Annotated in this window: 18 protein-coding genes and 1 tRNA gene; 4 read left to right on the top strand and 15 right to left on the bottom strand. The window is 69.7% G+C overall.

Annotation, left to right across the window (positions count from 1 at the left end; all coding sequences use genetic code 11):
- Positions 1 to 20 precede the first annotated feature (20 nt).
- The 8 genes from ACIRDX_RS00865 to ACIRDX_RS00830 form a co-directional block, all read right to left on the bottom strand.
- The gene (locus tag ACIRDX_RS00865) at positions 21 to 1,349 is read right to left on the bottom strand and encodes a FliI/YscN family ATPase (protein ID WP_396623504.1); all 1,329 of its coding nucleotides are present in this window, start codon (positions 1,347 to 1,349) and stop codon (positions 21 to 23) included.
- Complete coding sequence (locus tag ACIRDX_RS00860) at positions 1,349 to 2,086, bottom strand: FliH/SctL family protein (RefSeq protein ID WP_396623503.1); 738 nt, start codon at positions 2,084 to 2,086, stop codon at positions 1,349 to 1,351. Before ACIRDX_RS00860 ends, ACIRDX_RS00865 begins: the two co-directional genes overlap by 1 nt.
- Entirely contained in the window at positions 2,076 to 3,104 is a 1,029-nt protein-coding gene (fliG, locus tag ACIRDX_RS00855) for a flagellar motor switch protein FliG (protein WP_396623502.1), read from the bottom strand. The genes ACIRDX_RS00860 and fliG overlap by 11 nt, the downstream gene beginning before the upstream one ends.
- A complete protein-coding gene (fliF, locus tag ACIRDX_RS00850) occupies positions 3,101 to 4,771 on the bottom strand; it encodes a flagellar basal-body MS-ring/collar protein FliF (protein WP_396623501.1) in 1,671 nt (556 codons plus the stop codon). Before fliF ends, fliG begins: the two co-directional genes overlap by 4 nt.
- A 37-nt stretch (positions 4,772 to 4,808) precedes the next feature.
- Entirely contained in the window at positions 4,809 to 5,114 is a 306-nt protein-coding gene (fliE, locus tag ACIRDX_RS00845; protein WP_396623500.1) for a flagellar hook-basal body complex protein FliE, read from the bottom strand.
- A gap of 2 nt (positions 5,115 to 5,116) precedes the next feature.
- Entirely contained in the window at positions 5,117 to 5,548 is a 432-nt protein-coding gene (gene flgC, locus ACIRDX_RS00840) for a flagellar basal body rod protein FlgC (protein WP_396623499.1), read from the bottom strand.
- Between the two features lie 10 nt (positions 5,549 to 5,558).
- Complete coding sequence (flgB, locus tag ACIRDX_RS00835; RefSeq protein ID WP_396623498.1) at positions 5,559 to 5,966, bottom strand: flagellar basal body rod protein FlgB; 408 nt, start codon at positions 5,964 to 5,966, stop codon at positions 5,559 to 5,561.
- A gap of 211 nt (positions 5,967 to 6,177) precedes the next feature.
- Positions 6,178 to 6,708 (bottom strand): response regulator, encoded by a 531-nt coding sequence (locus ACIRDX_RS00830; RefSeq protein WP_396623497.1) that lies wholly within the window; start codon positions 6,706 to 6,708, stop codon positions 6,178 to 6,180.
- A 259-nt stretch (positions 6,709 to 6,967) separates the two neighbouring features.
- Here ACIRDX_RS00830 and ACIRDX_RS00825 point away from each other — a divergent pair, with 259 nt between their 5' ends.
- Positions 6,968 to 8,383 carry a sigma-54-dependent transcriptional regulator gene (locus ACIRDX_RS00825; RefSeq protein WP_396623496.1) on the top strand — a complete coding sequence of 472 codons (1,416 nt, stop codon included), beginning with the start codon at positions 6,968 to 6,970 and terminating at the stop codon, positions 8,381 to 8,383.
- Between the two features lie 83 nt (positions 8,384 to 8,466).
- On the opposite strand, the gene ACIRDX_RS00820 is transcribed toward ACIRDX_RS00825, so the two are convergent.
- Complete coding sequence (locus tag ACIRDX_RS00820; protein WP_396623495.1) at positions 8,467 to 9,204, bottom strand: sensor histidine kinase; 738 nt, start codon at positions 9,202 to 9,204, stop codon at positions 8,467 to 8,469.
- A gap of 117 nt (positions 9,205 to 9,321) precedes the next feature.
- Here ACIRDX_RS00820 and ACIRDX_RS00815 point away from each other — a divergent pair, with 117 nt between their 5' ends.
- From ACIRDX_RS00815 to ACIRDX_RS00805, 3 genes are all read left to right on the top strand, one after another.
- Positions 9,322 to 9,687 (top strand): response regulator, encoded by a 366-nt coding sequence (locus ACIRDX_RS00815; protein WP_396623494.1) that lies wholly within the window; start codon positions 9,322 to 9,324, stop codon positions 9,685 to 9,687.
- 65 nt (positions 9,688 to 9,752) lie between these two features.
- The gene (locus tag ACIRDX_RS00810) at positions 9,753 to 10,226 is read left to right on the top strand and encodes a chemotaxis protein CheX (protein WP_396623493.1); all 474 of its coding nucleotides are present in this window, start codon (positions 9,753 to 9,755) and stop codon (positions 10,224 to 10,226) included.
- A complete protein-coding gene (locus ACIRDX_RS00805; protein ID WP_396623492.1) occupies positions 10,223 to 11,086 on the top strand; it encodes an HDOD domain-containing protein in 864 nt (287 codons plus the stop codon). The genes ACIRDX_RS00810 and ACIRDX_RS00805 overlap by 4 nt, the downstream gene beginning before the upstream one ends.
- Here ACIRDX_RS00805 and ACIRDX_RS00800 read toward each other — a convergent pair.
- The 6 genes from ACIRDX_RS00800 to ACIRDX_RS00775 all read right to left on the bottom strand — a co-directional run bounded on the left by ACIRDX_RS00800 (position 11,058) and on the right by ACIRDX_RS00775 (position 17,804).
- Positions 11,058 to 12,776 (bottom strand): response regulator, encoded by a 1,719-nt coding sequence (locus ACIRDX_RS00800; protein ID WP_396623491.1) that lies wholly within the window; start codon positions 12,774 to 12,776, stop codon positions 11,058 to 11,060. The genes ACIRDX_RS00805 and ACIRDX_RS00800 overlap by 29 nt on opposite strands.
- Positions 12,777 to 12,780: 4 nt before the next feature.
- Positions 12,781 to 13,530, bottom strand: a complete 750-nt coding sequence (locus ACIRDX_RS00795) for a tol-pal system YbgF family protein (protein WP_396623490.1) — start codon at positions 13,528 to 13,530, stop codon at positions 12,781 to 12,783.
- Positions 13,531 to 13,567: 37 nt separating this feature from the next.
- Positions 13,568 to 13,644 (bottom strand) — tRNA-Arg (locus tag ACIRDX_RS00790).
- 116 nt (positions 13,645 to 13,760) lie between these two features.
- On the bottom strand, positions 13,761 to 14,288 hold the full coding sequence (locus ACIRDX_RS00785) for an adenine phosphoribosyltransferase (protein ID WP_396623489.1): 528 nt from the start codon (positions 14,286 to 14,288) through the stop codon (positions 13,761 to 13,763).
- Positions 14,289 to 14,317: 29 nt separating this feature from the next.
- Positions 14,318 to 14,587 carry an acylphosphatase gene (locus ACIRDX_RS00780; RefSeq protein WP_396623488.1) on the bottom strand — a complete coding sequence of 90 codons (270 nt, stop codon included), beginning with the start codon at positions 14,585 to 14,587 and terminating at the stop codon, positions 14,318 to 14,320.
- Positions 14,588 to 14,591: 4 nt separating this feature from the next.
- Positions 14,592 to 17,804, bottom strand: a complete 3,213-nt coding sequence (locus ACIRDX_RS00775; RefSeq protein ID WP_396623487.1) for a WD40/YVTN/BNR-like repeat-containing protein — start codon at positions 17,802 to 17,804, stop codon at positions 14,592 to 14,594.
- Positions 17,805 to 18,088 lie beyond the last annotated feature (284 nt).

Below are 18,088 nucleotides of genomic sequence, written 5' to 3'. Positions count from 1 at the left end.
CCGTCGTCGGCGCGTCACGCCTAGAGCGCCTCGAGCTCCGCGATGGACGACTCGTAGTCGACGAGATCGCCGGCCGGCTGCTGCAGGAACGCGTCGATGGCCTCGCGGTGCGCCAGCGCATCGTCGATGCGCGCACTGGAGCCGGCGACGTACGCGCCGACCGAGACCAGGTCCTCGTTCTCGCGGATCAGTGACATCCAGTCACGCACGCGGCCCGCCTTCAGGCGGTGGTCGCTGGTGGTGACGTCAGGCATCGTGCGGCTCACGCTGGGCAGTACGTCGATGGCCGGGTAGTGGTTGCGCGCCCCGAGCGAGCGAGACAGCACGATGTGGCCGTCGAGGATGGCGCGGACGTTGTCGGCCACCGGCTCGTTCGTGTCGTCGCCCTCGACGAGCACCGTGTAGATGGCCGTGATGGAGCCCCGGCCCTGGACGTTGCCCGCGCGCTCGAGCAGGCCCGGCAGCAGGCCGAACACCGACGGCGGGTAGCCCTTGGCGGTCGGCGGCTCACCGGCGGCGAGGCCGACCTCGCGCTGCGCCATCGCGAAGCGCGTCACCGAATCCATCATGAGCAGGACGTTCTTGCCCTGATCGCGGAACCACTCGGCGATCGCGGTGGCGGCATACGCGGCGCGCAGCCGCACGAGCGGCGGGTTGTCGGAGGTCGACACGACCACCACGGCGCGGCGGCGGCCTTCGGGACCGAGGTCGTGCTCGAGGAAGCTGCGCACCTCGCGGCCGCGCTCGCCCACCAGCGCGATCACCGCCACGTCGGCGCCGGTCCCGCGCGCCATCATCCCGAGCAGGGTGCTCTTGCCGACGCCGCTGCCGCCGAACAGGCCCACGCGCTGTCCGCGACCGACCGTGAGCAACGCATCGATCGCGCGCACGCCCGTGCCGATCGGCTGCTCGATGGGCTGACGGGCCAGCGGGTTCATGGGGGGCGGATGCAGCGGTCCGACCTCGCTCGTGCCGAGCGGGCCGAGATCGTCGAGGGGACGGCAGAGGCCGTCGATGACGCGCCCGAGCAGGGCCTCCCCCACCGGCACGGACGCGGGACGCCCGCGCGAGACGATCTGGTCACCGGGCCGGATACCGGTCGTGCTGCCGAGTGGCACCGACTGCAACAGGTTGTCGCGGAAGCCCACCACCTCGAGCAGCAGCGGCGCGGCGCCGTCGCGCGACTGCAGTTCGCACAGTTCGCCGACCCGGACGCGGGGCCCCTTGGACTCCACGAGGAGGCCGACGGTCCGCACGACCTGGCCGACCATCGGCAGGGGATCGACGGCCTCGATCTGCTCGCGATAGCGCGCGAGCGAGAAGCCGCTGGCAAAGTCGATGACGGGCATCACGCCACTCCACGCCGGCTGACCGGCGCTGCCACGGGCTCGCCCAGCACGGCGCGGGCGATTTCGTCGACCTGCGCGTCCACCGAGGCATTGATGAAGCCGAACTCGGACTCGACCAGGCACCCGCCGCGTGAGACGGACGGATCCGGGAGGATCTCCACATGGCGGCCGCTGAGCGGGGTCACCTGCCCAGAGGTGACGACGGTGTAGTCGTCGGGATGGAGACGCACGGTGGCGGGCGTGGCGCCGCCGAGGCGCTCGAGCGCGATGTGCGCCAGGGCAGCCGTCAGCTCCCCATCGACGCTCACCTCGCGCTGCAGGATGCGGCGTGCGATGGCCACCGACAACTGCACCAGCTCACGTTCGGTCTGGCGCACCATGTTGTCGCGCATGCTGGAGAGCTCTTCCAGGGTCTGCGCCAGGCGGCGCAGCATCGCCTCGGCGCGCTTGCCGCCGGCCTCGAGGCCCGCGCGCTCGCCCTGGGCGTAGCCCTTGGTGAAGGCCTCGCGTTCGAGCGCGGCCAGTTGCGCCTGCTGCTCGGGTGTCGGCTGGAACGGCTCGGGCGCGGCGGGCGCGACCGGCCCCGCCGACGGCTGTCCCATGATCGGCATCGACTCGAGCGGCGCCCAGATGTCGTTGCCGGAGGTGGCCGGGCGCCCGCCGGTCTCGGTCGGACTCCAGGCGAAGCGCTCGACCGGCAGCGCATCGCTCCGGATGCGGCGCGTCCTAAGTGACATACGGCTCCCCCGCGGCGGCGCCCGTCTGGAGCAGTCCTTCCTCCTCGAGCTTGCGCGCGATGCCCACGACTTCCTGCTGCGCCTTCTCGACTTCGCGGAGTCGCACGGCGCCGAGCAGTTCGATCTCTTCCTTGATCATGTCGACGGCGCGCTTGGACATGTTCTGGAAGAAGCGGTTGCGGATGTCCTCCGACGTGCCCTTCAGCGCGACGGTCAGCACCTTCTTGTCGGCACGCTGCACGATCTCGCGGAGGGCGTTGTCGTCCACGTGCAGCAGGTCGTCGAACACGAACATGAGTTGGCGGATCGAGACGGCCAGCTCGGGGCCCTGGGCCTCGATCGCCTCGAGGACCGGCTGGCTGATGCCGCGGTCGATGCGGTTCAACAGCTCGGCCACCGCGCGCACGCCGCCGTACGACTCGTGCGTGCTCGCGCCGAGGGACTTGAGCCGCTGCTCGATCACCGCCGAGATGCGCGAGATGACCTCGGGCGAGATCTCCTCGAGGTTGGCCATGCGCGTCACCACTTCCACGCGCAGGTCCTCGGGCAGGCTCTGCATCAGCTGCGCCGCTGGCCCGGGCTTGAGGTGCGCGAGGATCAGCGCGATGGTCTGCGGGTGCTCGCTCTGGATGAACTTGGAGAGCTGCTGCGGATCGGCCTTCTCGAGGCCCGTGAAGGCCCTCGACGACTGCGAGGTCTTGACCACGCGGTCGAGCACCCGCTTGGCCAGCTCGGGGCCGAGCGACTTCACCAGCAGCTTGGACGCGTAGTCGACGCCGCCCTTGGTGACGTACTCGGCGGCCTTCCACATCGTGTGGAACTCCTCGAGCACCTCGGTGGCGGTGGCGGCCGGCACCGGGCCGAGCAGGGCCACCTCCCGGGCGATCATCTCGATCTCGTCCTCGTTGAGGTGCTTGAAGAGCTCGCCGGAGGCGTTCTCGCCGAGCAGCACCGTGAGGATGGCGGCCTTGCGCACGCCATTGAGGTCGGTCATCCGCGGGGTCAGGGCCGTCGTCATGACCGCGCTCCCTTGCTCTCGGCGAGCCAGCCGCGCACGAGCTTGGCGGCGCTTTCCGGTTCCTTGTGCGCGAGGTTGGCGACGCGGCGCGTCAGCACCGGCTGCCGACGGTCACCCTCGATGGGCGTGGCGTCGAGCTGCGCCTCGATCTCGCCCTCGATCTCCTCGATGGTCTTGGGCAACTGCTGTGGCATGTGGACGGTGGCATGCTCGTGCACGCCCGGCACGGTCAGGAGCCGGCCGACGACCGGCCGCACGACCAGGAGCAGCACCATGGCGACCATCAGCAGGATGGCGACCACGCGCACGGCGCCGCTGCTCTGGTCGCTCACCCGCTGCCACAGGGTCGGCGTGATGACCGGCTCCGGTATCGGCGCCTCGAAGGCGATGTTCTCGACCGTCACCAGGTCGCCGCGCTGGGTGTCGAGGCCGATGGAGGCCGCCACGAGCTTCTGGAGCTTCTGCATCGCGGCGGGGTCGCGCGGCTTCCGCTTGGTCGTCACGGTGCCGTCCTGGCCCACCGTGGACACCTGCTCGTCGTCGACCAGCACGGCCACCGAGACGCGTGCCACTTCCCCACGCGGGCGGATGGTGTGCGTGACGGTCTTGGAGATCTCGTAGTTGGTGAGGTTGCTCGTCCTGGCCAGGCCGCTGGTGGTGACGGCAGGCGTCGGCGTCGTGGCAGCGGGCGTGCCGTCGGGCGCCACGGGCGGCGGCAGGTTGGCGCGCGCGCCGGCCACGCCTGCAGCCACGGCGGCCTGCGACCCCTCGTAGGTCTCCTGCTTGCTGCGAATGACCGGCTCCGGGTTGTAGTCTTCCTTGGTCTGTTCCTCGGACGTCGCGTGCAGCCGGACGCTCACCTTGGCGCGCACGCGCTCGATGCCCACGACCGGCTCGAGCAGGGCGACGACATTGGTGGCCAGGTCACGCTCGTACTTCTGCTGCTTCTCGAGGTCCACGCCGGCCATGTCGCCCGAGTCGGGGCTCATCTGCCCTCGCGCCAGGGGCCGACCGTAGTTGTCGATGATCACGACCTGCTCGGGCCGGAGCCCCTCGACGCTGGCCGCCACCAGGTTGGTGATCGACGCCGCCGCCTGCGTCGGCAGCGCGCGCGAGCTCTTCAGCGTGAGCGTGATCGAGGCCTTGGCCGCCTGCTCCTTGGCGCCGAAGAGCGACTCCTTCGCCATCGCGATGTGCACGCGCGCCGACTGGACCTCCGACAACGTGGCGATCGTGCGGGCCAGTTCGCCCTCGAGGGCGCGCCGGTAGTTCACGTGCTCGAGGAACTCGGTCTGGCCGAAGGCGACCTTGTCGAAGATCTCGAAGCCGATGCGGCCGCTGGTGGGCATGCCCTCGCCGGCGAACTGGAGCCGCAGGGTGTCGGTGCTGTCGACGGGCACGAGCACCGTCCGCCCGCCGTCCCGGAGCTGGTACTCGACGTTGTCGGCCGTGAGGCGCTCGACGACCTTGGAGGCTTCCTCGCCGTTCAGGTCGCTGAACAGGACGCGGTACTCGGTGCGATTCAGGTACCACGCCGAACCGATGACGAGCGCGAGGACGCCCACGAAGACGGCCACGAGGGAGACCAGCTGGCCGGTCGACAGCGAGGCGCGCACGGCCTTGCTCCTCTCGACCACCGACTGCCACTGCACGGGTAGGAATGCCACGGCGGAACCTGACTCTCTGAGCGGCGGAGGGCGTGCCCTAGACGGGCATGCGCATGATTTCCTGGTAGGCGGTCATCAGCTTGTTGCGCACCTGCACCCCGAACTGCAGCGTGAGGTCGGCCCGCTGAAGGGCGATCATCGCGTCGTGCACGTCGATCTGGCCGCCGAGCATGCCGTTGACGGCCTGGTTGGCGCTCGCCTGGCTCTGCTCCACCGTCCCGACCAGGCGCGACAGCGCCGCGCCGAACCCTTCGCCCCCGTCGCCGGCGAGCGAGGATGCGGGCGAGGCGGCTCCGGTGCCGACCCCGGTGATGACCTTTGCGGTGATGGCGTCGATGGCCATGGCTAGCCCCTTCCGAGTTCGAGCGCGCGCGACGTGAGATCGCGAATCAGGCCGATGGCGGTGAGGTTGGCCTGGTAGGCCCGCGAGGCGCCGACCATGTCGACCATCTCCTCGGCCGCAGTCACGTTGGGCAGTTCCACGAAGCCGTCCTTGTTGGCGTCAGGATGCGAGGGGTCATACCGGAGACGCGGCCGCGACGTGTCCTCGACGATGGCCGACACCTCGACGCCCGTGGCCGACGCGCGCCCGAGGGCACTGTCGAAGCTCTGCATGGGGGCGGTCGACAGGACCACGTCGCGGCGGCGATAGGGCTTGCCGTCCGGGCCGCGGGTCGATTCGGCATTGGCGAGGTTGGAGACCGCGACCTCGATGCGGGTCCGCTCGGCGGACAGGGCACTCGCGGCGACGCTGACGGCGGTGTTGAGGGTCGACATGCGTGCTCCCTTACCGGCTCTCGTTCAGGGCGTAACGCACCAGCCGGAACTTGGCGGCCAGTGCGGTCTGGGCGCGCGCGAACTCCCCCGCGGCGCGCGTCATGTTCAGCAGTTCCCGGTCGACCTGCACGGTGTTGCCATCGCGCCGGGCGGCGGCGTCCTCGGTCTCCTTCGTCGACACGCCGCTGGCCGTCCCCGGCCCGCCGCCGAGATGCTTGCCATTGGTCACGGCCAGCCGGGCGCCCCCCACCTGCTGGTCGAGCGCCTCGTCGAAGTCGACTTCCTGGGCCTTGTAGCCCGGGGTGCTCAGGTTGGCGAGGTTGCTCGCCGACACCACCTGCTTGGCGGCCGCCAGGCTGAGGGTGCGACGGAGCGCGCTCATCGTCTGCGCGTCTGAGGTCGGGAAGGTGATCGGCATCGCGGGTCCGGGATTCAAGGACCGCATCGCTGCAACCGATTACCGGTCCGGACGCGTCCCGCCCAGCCGTAGAGCAAGAACGACGCCAGCCCGTCACCGGGAGGCACTTGTGGCGTTTTCGGGGGGTTTCTGGCGAGGCCGCGAAGGGGCCTGCGTGCGAGGAGCGTCGGAGCGCCGACGCTCCGTCAGGGGAACGACCGCCCGACCGGCGCTACAGGGTGCGGGCGCGGAGGGCAGCCTCGATGCGGCTCAGGCGGGTCTCGATGCTGTCGAGCCGCATGAGCAGTGCCTGCCGCAGGTCCACGGCGTCCTTCTGGGACACCTGCCGGGTCAGCCGCTTGTTCTCGGCGTGCAGGACCTGGATGTCGTGGATGCGCTGCAGGACGACGTCGATCTGGCCGAGCGAGAACGGCTTGGTCAGGTAGTCGTAGGCGCCGAGCCTCACGGCCTGAATGGCCGAATCCAGCGACGCGAACCCGGTCACGATGACGACATAGCACCCCGGATTGGCCGCGCGGGCGGCCCGCAGGACGGCCAGACCGTCGACGCCGGGGAGGTGCAGGTCGGTGATGACCAGGGAAAACCGGTCGGGCTCCCGCTCGATCGCCAGCAACGCGGCGCGGCCGTCAGCCGCCCCCACCGTGTCGCAGTTGCGCGCACGGAAGTACTCCGAGAGCAACTCACGGATGTCCGCCTCGTCCTCGACGATCAGTACCGACTGCCGCTCCTGGGGCTGCGCCACGTTCTCCCTCGGCGTGCATCCTACCCGAGGACGCGCCGGATCGGGTGTGGCGAGACCCGTGCCAATCTGGACTGACGGAACTCCGACCACCTCAGGGCCCTCAGCGTCGCTGCCTATACAGTTACCCTGTCGGCCGACCGACAATGCTGTTTGACATGCGACACTCTTCAGCCCAATACTGGGTCGCCCGTGTGGTCGCTCGACTGACGGTCAGACGACCGTCAGCGCCATCCACGTCGTGTCCGGTACGGAGGTGCCTGTGACAGCCCGCCCCCAGCCATCGGTACTCGTGGTCGAGGACGAAGCCGAGCTTCGCCAGACCATCGCCGAATCCCTGACCGAGCAAGGCTTCGTGGTGGCCCAGAGTCCCGACGGCGCCGACGCCCTCGACCGGCTCAAGGGCTTTGCCTACGACGCCATCGTCATCGACCTGCGCCTGCCGGACGCCGACGGTCTCGACGTCCTCGACGCCGCCGTCCAGCGCTACCCCGACATCCTGGCCGTGATGGTCACCGGCTTCGGCGGGGTTGCCGAGGCCGTGTCGGCCATGCGACGCGGGGCGATCGACTTCCTGATCAAGCCGTTCCAGCTGTCCCAGCTCACGCGCATCCTGTCGACGTCGCTCGAGCAGCGCCGGCTGCGCGAGGAGAACGCCGACCTCCGCGCCCAGTTGCGTGACCGCTACCGCTACGACAGCGTGATCGGACACAGCTCGGCGATGCGGCACGTGTTCTCCACGCTCGAACTCGTGACGCCCATGAACAGCACCGTGCTGATTCAGGGCGAGACGGGCACCGGCAAGGAACTGATCGCGCGGACGATTCACCACAACAGCCCGCGCGCCGACCAGCGCTTCGTCGCCTTCAACGCCGCCGCCATCCCCGAGCCGCTGGCCGAGGCCGAGCTGTTCGGCCACGCCAAGGGCGCGTTCACCGGTGCCGTCCAGGCCCGGGTGGGCCGGTTCGAACTGGCGCATCGCGGCACGCTCTTCATCGACGAAGTGGCGCTGATGAGCCTGCAGATGCAGGCCAAGCTGCTGCGCGCACTGCAGGAGAAGGAAATCGAGCGCGTCGGCGAGAGCCGCTCGATCAAGTTCGACGCCCGCATCATCGCGGCCAGCAACCTCGACCTGAAGAAGATGGTCAAGGACGGCACCTTCCGCGAGGACCTGTACTACCGCCTGCACGTGATCCCGATCACGCTCCCGCCCCTGCGTGACCGCAAGGAGGACGTGCCGCTGCTGGCCCGCCACTTCGTGCAGAAGTCCTGCCGGAACAACAACCTGCCGCCGCGCACCCTGACCCAGGATGCGATGCGGGCGCTGATGAACTACAGCTGGCCCGGCAACATCCGCCAGCTCGAGAACGCCATCGAGCACGCGGTCGCCATGACCGGGCAGGACACCGAGATCCAGGCGCGCGCGCTGCCCGAGGACATCTCGGCGCCGGCCGCCTCGCTGCTGCTGCCGACGGTGGCGATTCCCGACGAGGGGATCAACTTCACGCAGGTCGTGTCGCAGCTCGAACGCGAGCTGATCGTCCGGTGCCTCGAGAAGACCGGCGGCAACAAGCGACAGGCCGCGCGGTTGCTGCAACTGAGCCGCACGACGCTGATCGACAAGCTGAACCGGCTCAACGTCGCCACGCCTCCCGACGACATCAGCGCGACAGCGTAGGATCCGGGTACCGGGTACCGGGGATCGGGTACCCACCAGAGGAAAGAGCCGACTCTCACGAGTCGGCTCTTTTCATGACGGCGTCACTTCGCCGGCACCCGCAGTTCCACGGTCGACGGGGTCGAGAACCGCAGGCTGCCGCCGGCCACCTGCGCCAGGGCGCGGCTGGCCGTGAGGCCGAGCCCCACCGCCCCTGCCCGCGTCGTCATGAAGGGGGCGAAGTACTCTTCTTCCCGGGTCGGGTCGATGCCGGGCCCGTTGTCGATGACGCGCAGCACGAGGTCGCTGCCGTCTCGTCCGTAGGCCAGCCGAATCACCGGTTCGGGCCGCCCGGCCAGGGCCTGCTCGGCGTTCATCAGCAGGTTCACCACCACCTGCTCGAAGTGCTGCGAGTCCATCTTCGCCAGGTGCGCGCCCTCGCTGACCGGCTCGACGTGCACGGTGATACGTCCTCGCGCCAGGTGGTACCGTCTGAGGTTCAAGGCACGATCCAGGCTGCGGGGCACGTCGGTCACCGGCGAGGCTTCGTCGCGGCGCGCATACGCCAGCAATTCCCGCAACAGTCCCGAGCACCGCACGGACTGCCCGTGGATGCGCTGCAGCTTCTGCGCGACGTCGTCGGAGATGCCGGGCTTGGTCGCGAGGATCTCGCCGAGGCCGCCGATGACCTGGAGGGCGTTGTTGATCTCGTGCGTCACGTTGGGCAGCACGAGCTCGAGCGTGATCAGCCGGTTGGCGAACACCAGGTCGCCGGCACCGAGGTTGCGCGCGGGGGCGCCGAGGGCCTCTGAGGGCACCGGCAGCGGTTCGGAAGGGGACACGTCGCTCCTTTGCGACGGTTATCCTACCTCAAGCCAGCGGAGGGTGGGGCCGATTAGGCCCATGAGGCAGCAGGGAATGGGCAGGCCGCTCATCCCGGTCCAGCAAGTCGGAGGCGTATGCGCTTTCTCGTGGTAGACGATTCGTCGACGATGCGACGCATCATCATCAACACGCTCAACAAGATCGGCTACACGGACATCGTGGAAGCCGGCAACGGGCGCGAAGGCATCGTTCGGGTGTCTGAAGGCCCCGTCGATCTCGTCATCACGGACTGGAACATGCCCGAGATGAACGGGCTCGAGTTCATTCGTGCCCTTCGGGCGATGGACGGCAAGGACAAGTTGCCCGTGTTGATGGTCACCACCAATGCCGCCAAGGACGACATCGTCGAGGCGCTGCGGGCGGGGGTCAACAACTACGTGGTGAAGCCGTTCACCCCCGAAACCATCAAGGAAAAGATCGACGCGGTGCTGGCCCACTGAGGCCCACCCAGGAGCGGACCATGGCATCTCCGGCCGCCGCTGCCGACCCACAGTCGACAGTCCCCATGATCGAGACCCTCCGCGCGTGCACGATCGACGTGTTCGGCACCATGGTGGGTACCCCCCTCGCCGAAGGCACACCGCTCGTCGGTGACGCCCTGCGGCCGCAGAGTAACGTCGTCGGCCAGATCGGCTTCGGCGGATCGCGCTCCGGCCTCGTCGTCTTCTACGCGACCTTCGCCGGCGCCGGCTACATCACCAGGATGCTGCTCGGACTCGACGACCAGGCCGAGCCATCCAAGCCGGAGGTGGCCGACGCCATCGGCGAGATCACCAACATGATCGCCGGGTCGTTCCGGACCCGCATGGCCACCGAGGGCGACGCCTGGGCCATCTCGATCCCCACGGTCACCATGGGCTCGGACTTCTACATGACGCCGCTGACCGATGGCCGGCGGACCATGCTGCCGTTCCGCATGCACGACCACGAGATCTTCGTGGAGCTGGTCATCACGACCGCCAAGGTGCGTCGCGCATGACGCTGCCCGCGGGCTCGGAGGCCGCCAGCGCCGCCCTGTCGCTCCGCACGAGCGACCACCCGTGGCTGCGCCCTGACGACCTGTCGATCCCGATGCTGCCCGATCAGGCGCAGCGCGTGCTGCACCTGGTGGGCGACCCGGACGTGACGATTACCACCCTCGCCGCCGTCGTCAGCAAGGACCCCGTCCTGGCGACCCGCGTGCTCGGCATGGCCAATTCCGCGCTGTACGGCGCGATGTCGCCGCTCCGGTCGGTGTCGGACGCCGTCGTGCGCCTCGGCACGCGCACCGTCCGCAACGTGGTCGTGACCGTCTCGATGCAGTCCCAGTTCAAGTCGCCCGAGGTCTACGGCCACGACGGGCACAGCTTCATGGAGCACGCGGTGGGCACCGCGTACGTGGCGCACCTGGTGGCCGATCACGCCCGCGCCGACGTCGAGGAAGCGTTCCTGTGTGGCCTGCTCCACGACATCGGCAAGCTGGTCGTGCTGAAGACGGCGCACCAGTACCAGAAGAAGCACGGCGCCGTCATCCGCGCCGACGAACTGGCCGCGGCGGTCAAGCACCACCACGCCCTGTGCGGCGCGCTCGCGCTCGGGTTCTGGAACGTCCCCGACGAGGTGCGCGACATCGTGCAGCACCACCACGCCTTCGAGGAGGCGCAGGACCCGCAGGCGGCCGCGATCTGCTACGCCGCCAACCTCCTCAGTCATCGCTATGGGTTCGGCTGCGCGCCGGAAGGCGACAGCGTGCTCGAGGACGCGGTCTTCCCCTACCTCGAACTCGATGGCGTGTGGCTCGCGCGCACCGATGTCCGCGCGCCCGGCCTGTTCAACGCGGCGAGGCAGGCCCTCGGCTAGGCCGACGGTCGGCCAGCACCTCGCGCACCTTCAGCAGCAGATCTTCCAGGGTGAACGGCTTCTGGAGGAAGCTCGCGCCGTTCTCGAGCATCCGCCGATCCCCGATGGCCTCGTCGGCATAGCCCGACACGAAGATCACCTTCAGGTCCGGCCGCACCTGCAGCAACCGCTTGGCGAGCGCGGGCCCGCCCATCGTGGGCATCACCACGTCGGCAATCAGCAGGTCGACCTGCTCGAGCGACTCGGCCACGCGCAGCGCGCTCTGCCCGTCCTCGGCCGAGTGCACCGAGAAACCGTGCCCCGCCAGCCACTCGTGGATGAGCTCGCGCACGCCCTCCTCGTCTTCGACCAGCAGCAGCGTCGCCGATGCCGCCGCCGCGTCGTCGAACTCCGCCGACGCCGGGACCCGCTCGGCCGCCGTGGGCGTTTCCGGCTCGAGCGGCAGCGGCATGTCGTCCACCCGCGGCAGGTAGATGCGGATCCGCGTGCCGGCACCGAGTTCGCTGTCGACGAAGATGTAGCCGCCGCTCTGCTTGACGATGCCGTACACCATCGAGAGTCCGAGGCCCGTGCCCTGCCCCGGCGGCTTGGTGGTGAAGAACGGCTCGAAGGCCCGCGCCTTGGTCTCGGCGTTCATGCCCGTGCCGGTGTCGGTGACCGCCAGCAGCACGTACGGACCGGCCACGACCACGAACGGCTCGCCCTCCGACCGCGTGTACTCCACGTTGGCCGTCTCGATGGTGAGCAGGCCGCCGTCCTTCATCGCGTCGCGCGCGTTGACGGCGAGGTTCATCAGCACCTGTTCGAGCTGGGCGGCGTCGGCCTTGACGGGCCACAGGTCGTCCGACAGGTACGTCCGCAGCTCGATGTCCTCGCCAATCAGGCGCGTCAGCAACTGCTCGACGTGATTGACGATGTGGTTGACGTCGAGGAGCGACGGCTGCAGCACCTGCTGCCGGCTGAACGCGAGCAACTGGCGCGTCAGGGCCGCGGCGCGATCGCCGGCCTTCTTGATCTCCTCGGCGCTGCGGCGGAGCGGGTCGTCCTCCTTGATCTGCCGCAGCAGGATCTCCGTGTAGCCGCCAATCGCCTGGACGAGGTTGTTGAAGTCGTGCGCGATGCCGCCGGCCAGCCGACCGATCGCCTCCATCTTCTGCACGCTCTGGAGGCGGATCTGGCTCTGCAGCAGGCCTTCCTCGGTGACCTGCCGGAGGACGGCGGTGGCCAGGATGTTGCCCAGCGCCTGCAGGAAGGTGAGGTGCTCGGTGCTGGGCAGCCCGTCGTTGACGTTGAACACGGCCACGACACCGAGCGGATGGCCGATGCCATCGAGACGCACACACGCCATCGACTCGACGAGGTGGTCGCGGAGCACCGCCGGCAGCCCGAACTCGGGATGTGACGGCAGCGCATCGACGATACGCGTGGGCTGCTGGAGGATGTAGCGGCCGAATGAGCCCTGGCCGGTACTGAGCGACACGCGACCGATCACCCCCGGACGCCAGCCGACACCGGCGCGCATCAGGAGCGCATCCCCGCCTGCCGGCGCCTCGAAGAAGACCGCGTGGTCGCTCTGGGTGACGTCACGCGCCAGCCGCATGCCGGCGTCGAGCAGGTCGCCCACCGGAGTGGACGACAGCGCGCGCGCCCCGAGCTCTGCGACGGTCTGGAGCGCGCGCGCGGGATTCACGGACTCAGGAGACCTTGGCGGTGGCCTGGAGGGCCTCCACGCGCTGCCGGGCGTCGGCGGCGTAGGGGCTCTGGGGGAACTCGTCGATCACCCGCTGCAGCGTCTGCGAGGCTTCGGCGCCACGGCCGGCCTGCTGGTAGGCCTCGGCCAGCTGGACGAGGACGGCATCGACAGGCAGTGGTCCATCGCGCCGCTGCGCCAGTTCCTGCAGCGACTTGATGGCGGGATCGAACTGCTTCTGCCGGACCTGCATCGAGGCAAGCCCGAGCGAGGCCATGCGCCCGAGCAGCGTCGAGGCGCCCGCCGCGTCGCGCACCTGCGTGTAGAGGTCGCCCGCCTCCTTGGCGCGGTTCGTCTCGGCGTACAGGGCGGCCGCGTAGTAGCGGGCCCGCATGCCGGCGTCCGTGCTGCCGAACCCGTCGGCGGTCGCCAGGAGCTGCTTGAGCGCCGCCTCGGCGCGCGCCGCCTCCGAGGCGTAGGTCCCGGCGGCCGGTGCCGCGGGCGCGATGCCCGGCGCTGGCGGCTGCGCCACCGGGGCGTTCAGGATCTCGACGGCGGAGGCCAGCTGCGTCTGGGCGCGTTCCTCCGTGCGAGCCTTGAAGGCCCGATAGCCGGCCACACTCCCGACCAGCAGGAGGACGGCGACAGCCGCGAGTCCCACGAGTCGTCCGTACTGGGACAGGTAGGAGCTGGCGGCGACGAGGGCGTCGGCGGCTTCGTTGTGCTTGAGTTGTTCGCGTTCGGTCTTGTTCATGGCGTCTTCCGGCCCGCGAGCCGTCCCGCTGGGCCGATGGTGAGCGTGCCCGGAGTCGAACCGGGGACCTGCCGCTTAGGAGGCGGCCGCTCTATCCGTCTGAGCTACACGCTCCCGTGGCCCGCGAGCACGCGCGCCGCCGGGGCGGCCGCGCTCCTCCGGACCATCCGCCATGATGCACTGCCGTGCCATGCCTGAGCAAGGCGCAAGGGGACCCGCCGCCGCGCCGGTCAGTCGTCGTACGGGAGGACGGCGTGCACCGGCGTGTCGCCGAGCTTCTGCCGGCCACCGAGGAACGTGAGCTCGACGAGGAACGCACAGGCCACGATGTCGGCGCCGAGGCCGCCGACCAGATCGATCGTGGCCCTCGCCGTGCCCCCCGTGGCGAGCAGGTCGTCGACGATGAGCACCCGCTGCCCTGCGGTGATGGCATCGGCGTGGATCTCGAGGGCGTCCGAGCCGTACTCCAGGTCGTACGACACGCGGACGCTCTGCGCCGGCAGCTTGCCCGGCTTGCGCACGGGCACGAACCCGGCCCCGAGGCGGTCGGCCAGCGCCGCCCCGAAGATGAACCCGCGACTCTCCATCCCCACGACCAGATCGACCCGGTGATCGGCGAAGGGCGCCGCCATCGCGTCGAGGGCGACCTTCAGGCCCTCCGGGTCGCGCAGCAGCGTGGTGATGTCGTAGAACAGGATGCCCGGCTTCGGGAAGTCGGGAACGTGGCGGATCTTGCCCTTCAGGAACTCGGTCGTCATGTGATGAGTAAGAATATTGCTACATGTACTCAGGCGATCCGGAAGCCCGTCGCGCCCGCTGGCACGACGTCCTCGGTCGCCACCTCGTCCACCCGCGACAGGGGCGGCCCCTGCCACACCTGCCACTCGAAGCGCCGCAGCGCCTCGAGGTCGCCCTCGGCCTGGATCTCCACCGAGCCGTCGGGCAGGTTCTTCACCCAGCCGTCGAGGCCCTCGGCCCGGGCCGCGTCGGCCACGTAGGCGCGGAACCCGACGCCCTGCACCCGGCCCGACACGACGAAGTGCGTGGCGCGGACCATGGCGTCACCAGAACCGCGCGCTGGTGCGCTCGTTGGCGACCGCGGCCTCGAGGTCGGCCGTCGTGGTGCCCATCTTCGCCACCTCCTCGAGGGTCGGCACCGTCGTCAGGACGGGCGGCAGGGCCTTGCCGGCCAACGTGGCGTTGAAGGCAGCCACCTCCTTGCCCACGAGCGCGTCGACGCGCCCGAGTTCCCTGGTGAGCCGGCCCGACAGCTCGTCGTGCACCTTCAGGCTCTGGGCCGTCGGGGCACCGTCGCCCCCTTCCACCACGCCCTGGAGCGCCGCGAGCTTGTTGTTCAGCTTGATCGGGAAGTTGAGCGGATCCTGACCGCTCCGGTTCCGGTACTGGTAGATCGCGCCCTCGACCTCGGTCAACTCCGCCAGCAGGGCATCGCCGGCCGGCTTCAGGTCGGCGTTGGCCTTCACTCGCTCCTCGACCTGCCGCTTGATGTGGCGGATGCGGAGCACCGCCTCGTTGGCGGCGTTGACCTCACCGTTGATCGTCGCGGCCAGCGCGTACTGCGCCTGCAGGTCGGCCATCGTCGCGCGGCTGCGCGGATCGGCCTTGATCTCGAGCGGCACCGTCTGCGACTGGCCGTCGGCGGTCACGCGCGCCTGGTAGCGGCCCGGCACGACGATCGGCCCAGCGACCCGGCCGGCCCACATGATCAGCCCGGGAAAATCCCGTGCGGCCTGCATGCGCATGTCCCACGAGAAGCGATTCATGCCCGCCTTGGTCGCGACACGCGCCGGCGGCGGGCCGAAGCCCTCCTCGTCGTCGCCTCCGCCAGCGGCCTCGGCCTTGGGCGGTTCGTTCTTCACCGTCCGCAGCACCTTGCCCTGGGCGTCGAGGAATTCGATGGTCACGGTCTTGGCCTCCGCCTGGAGGAGGTAGTCGACCGGCAGGGTCATGTCGAGACGTCGCGTGGCGACGCCAGGCGTGAAGACGTGCAACGGCTTCGACGTCAGTCCCGGCGTGTACTGGCGCAGCGCAGCGATGTCGTCGAGCACCCAGAACGCACGTCCGTGCGTGCCGATCACGAGGTCGTTGCCCTGCACGACGATGCCGTGGACCGGCGTCACGGGCAGGTTGAGGCGCAGCGACGTCCATGAGCCGCCGTTGTCGTACGACACGTAGATGCCCTGCTCGGTGCCGAGGTACAGCATCCCGGGCGTCACCGTGTCTTCACGAATCACCCGCGCGAAGTCGCCGTCGAGCACGCCGCCGGTGATCGGCGTCCACGACGCGCCATAGTCGTCGGTACGGAACACGTACGCCGCGCGGTCGGCCTTCTGGTAGCGGTTGGCCGCCAGGTACGCCGTGCCGGGCTTGTGCGGCGACGCCTCGATCAGGCTGACGCGGGCGAACTCGGGCAGCCCCTTCGGGGTGATGTTCTTCCACGACTTGCCGCCATCGCGCGTCACGTGCACGAGGCCATCGTCGCTGCCGGCCCAGATCACCCCGCGCTCGTGTCGCGAGGGCGCGATCGTGAAGACGGTCGCATAGGTCTCGACGCCGGTCTGGTCGAGCGTGATCGGGCCACCGGACGGGCCGAGCGTCGCGGGATCGTGGCGGGTCAGGTCTGGGCTGATGCGCTCCCACGTGTCGCCGTTGGTGACGCTCCGCCAGATGTGCTGCGAACTGGCGTAGAGCACGCCCTTCTCGATCGGCGAGAAGACGATCGGATAGGTCCACTGGAAGCGCTCGGTGATGTCGCCCGCCGAGTAGCCCATCGGGTTGTCGGGCCAGATGTTCACCGCGCGGCTGACCTTGGTGCGGCGGTTGAAGCGCGTGAGCATGCCGCCGTAGCTGCCGGCGAAGAACTCGTCGGGGTTGGTCGGCGACTGCGCGATGTAGCCGCTCTCGCCACCGCCGACCGGGTAGAAGTCGGAGGCCGGCCCGGTGCTGGAGATGCAGGCCGTCGTGTTGTCCTGCTGCGCCCCGCAGATCATGTAGGGCGTGTCGCTGGTCGTGAACGCGTTGTAGAACTGCGCGGTCGCGTACTGCTGCCCCGTCCACGACTGGCCCCCGTTGGTGCTGACGTTGGCGCCACCGTCGTTGGCCTGCACCATGCGCTGGGGGTTGTCGGGCGCGATCCAGAGGTCGTGGTTGTCGCCGTGCGGCACCCGGATCGGCTTGAACGTCTTGCCGCCATCGACCGACCGGTGGAAGCCCACGTTGAGCACGTAGACCGTGTCGCGCACCTTGGGATCGGCGTAGACCCGCGTGTAGTAGAACGCGCGCTGCCGGATGTTGCGGTCCTCGCTCACGCGCCGCCAGGTGAGCCCGCCGTCGTCGGACGAGAACAGGCCACCGTCGGCGGCCTCGACGATCGCGTACACGCGATTGCCGTCGGCGCCCGACACCGAGACGCCGATCTTGCCGAGGAGCCCCGTCGGCAGGCCGGGGCGGCGCGAGATCTCGGTCCACGTCTTGCCGCCGTCGAACGACTTGAACAGCCCACTCCCGGGGCCGCCGCTGGAGAGCGAGTGCGGCGTGCGCGACACCTCCCACAGCGACGCGTACAGAATCTCGGGATTGGTCGGGTCGATCACCAGGTCGACCGCGCCGGTGCCCTCGTCGCGGAACAGCACCTTCGTCCACGTCTTGCCGCCGTCGGTGGACTTGTAGACGCCGCGATCGGGCGTCTTCGCGTAGGGTTCGCCCAGCGCCGCGACCCAGACCACATCGGGGTTGGACGGGTGCACGCGAATGCGCCCGATCGCACGCGTGGCAGGCAGCCCGACATGCGTGAACGTCTTGCCCGCGTCAGCAGACCGGTAGACGCCATCACCCTGGATGATGTTGCCGCGCAGCTGCACCTCGCCGAACCCGACGTAGACCACGTCCGGATTCGAGGGCGCGACGGCCACCGCGCCGACCGACGACGTCTTGAACTGCCCGTCGCCGACGGCACTCCAGGTGAGCCCGCCATCGGTGGTCTTCCAGAGGCCGCCGCCGGTCGCCCCGAAGTAGTACTCCTGCGGCCGGGCGACGCTGCCGACGGCCGTGATCGAGCGCCCGCCACGCGCGGGCCCCACGTTCCTCCACCGCAACGTGGAAAGCGCCGCCAGGCCCTTCGGAGCCGGGGCGGCCACCGCCTGCGCCGCAGCCGGCGCGGCCGGTGCCGCTGCCTGTCCCCACGCCGTCGACGGCGCGACGATGAACGCCAGGCCTGTCGCGATGACCTGCCAGCCGCGAGTTCCTCGCCCCATGCTCTCTCTGCTCCTTGGACCTGCACTGCGCGTCAGGCGGCGCTCGATGCCCACCCGGAAAGCGCTAATCCTAGCAGGAGGCGCCACGGCCGGCTGCCCGAGGTCGCCTCTCCCGCCACCTCACCACGCCAGGCGACGTGGCAAGAACTGCCACGGCTCGCCAGGCCCGAGTGCGCAGTTTCTGCCATCCCCTCGAGCGCATGGGGCACATTGCGGCCGCATGCCGCCGCGCGCCATCTGGCGCGGTCTTTGCCTTCTCTTGGCGCGGACGTTCAGGGAGGTTG

The sequence above is a fragment of the Luteitalea sp. genome (genome assembly GCF_044337415.1).
Taxonomy (GTDB): Bacteria; Acidobacteriota; Vicinamibacteria; order Vicinamibacterales; family Vicinamibacteraceae; genus Luteitalea.
The sequence above is the reverse complement of the archived record's forward strand: the minus strand, read 5'-3'. Positions and strand labels throughout refer to the sequence as shown.

What these genes read in the sequence shown, in the direction of transcription:
- fliE (WP_396623500.1), bottom strand. Translation starts at nt 5,114, where the DNA reads ATGGCCATCGACGCCATCACCGCAAAGGTCATCACCGGGGTCGGCACC.
- ACIRDX_RS00785 (WP_396623489.1), bottom strand. Translation starts at nt 14,288, where the DNA reads ATGACGACCGAGTTCCTGAAGGGCAAGATCCGCCACGTTCCCGACTTC.
- ACIRDX_RS00860 (WP_396623503.1), bottom strand. Translation starts at nt 2,086, where the DNA reads ATGTCACTTAGGACGCGCCGCATCCGGAGCGATGCGCTGCCGGTCGAG.
- ACIRDX_RS00775 (WP_396623487.1), bottom strand. Translation starts at nt 17,804, where the DNA reads ATGGGGCGAGGAACTCGCGGCTGGCAGGTCATCGCGACAGGCCTGGCG.
- ACIRDX_RS00795 (WP_396623490.1), bottom strand. Translation starts at nt 13,530, where the DNA reads ATGAACAAGACCGAACGCGAACAACTCAAGCACAACGAAGCCGCCGAC.
- ACIRDX_RS00805 (WP_396623492.1), top strand. Translation starts at nt 10,223, where the DNA reads ATGACGCTGCCCGCGGGCTCGGAGGCCGCCAGCGCCGCCCTGTCGCTC.
- flgC (WP_396623499.1), bottom strand. Translation starts at nt 5,548, where the DNA reads ATGTCGACCCTCAACACCGCCGTCAGCGTCGCCGCGAGTGCCCTGTCC.
- flgB (WP_396623498.1), bottom strand. Translation starts at nt 5,966, where the DNA reads ATGCCGATCACCTTCCCGACCTCAGACGCGCAGACGATGAGCGCGCTC.
- fliG (WP_396623502.1), bottom strand. Translation starts at nt 3,104, where the DNA reads ATGACGACGGCCCTGACCCCGCGGATGACCGACCTCAATGGCGTGCGC.
- ACIRDX_RS00780 (WP_396623488.1), bottom strand. Translation starts at nt 14,587, where the DNA reads ATGGTCCGCGCCACGCACTTCGTCGTGTCGGGCCGGGTGCAGGGCGTC.
- ACIRDX_RS00815 (WP_396623494.1), top strand. Translation starts at nt 9,322, where the DNA reads ATGCGCTTTCTCGTGGTAGACGATTCGTCGACGATGCGACGCATCATC.
- ACIRDX_RS00810 (WP_396623493.1), top strand. Translation starts at nt 9,753, where the DNA reads ATGATCGAGACCCTCCGCGCGTGCACGATCGACGTGTTCGGCACCATG.
- ACIRDX_RS00865 (WP_396623504.1), bottom strand. Translation starts at nt 1,349, where the DNA reads ATGCCCGTCATCGACTTTGCCAGCGGCTTCTCGCTCGCGCGCTATCGC.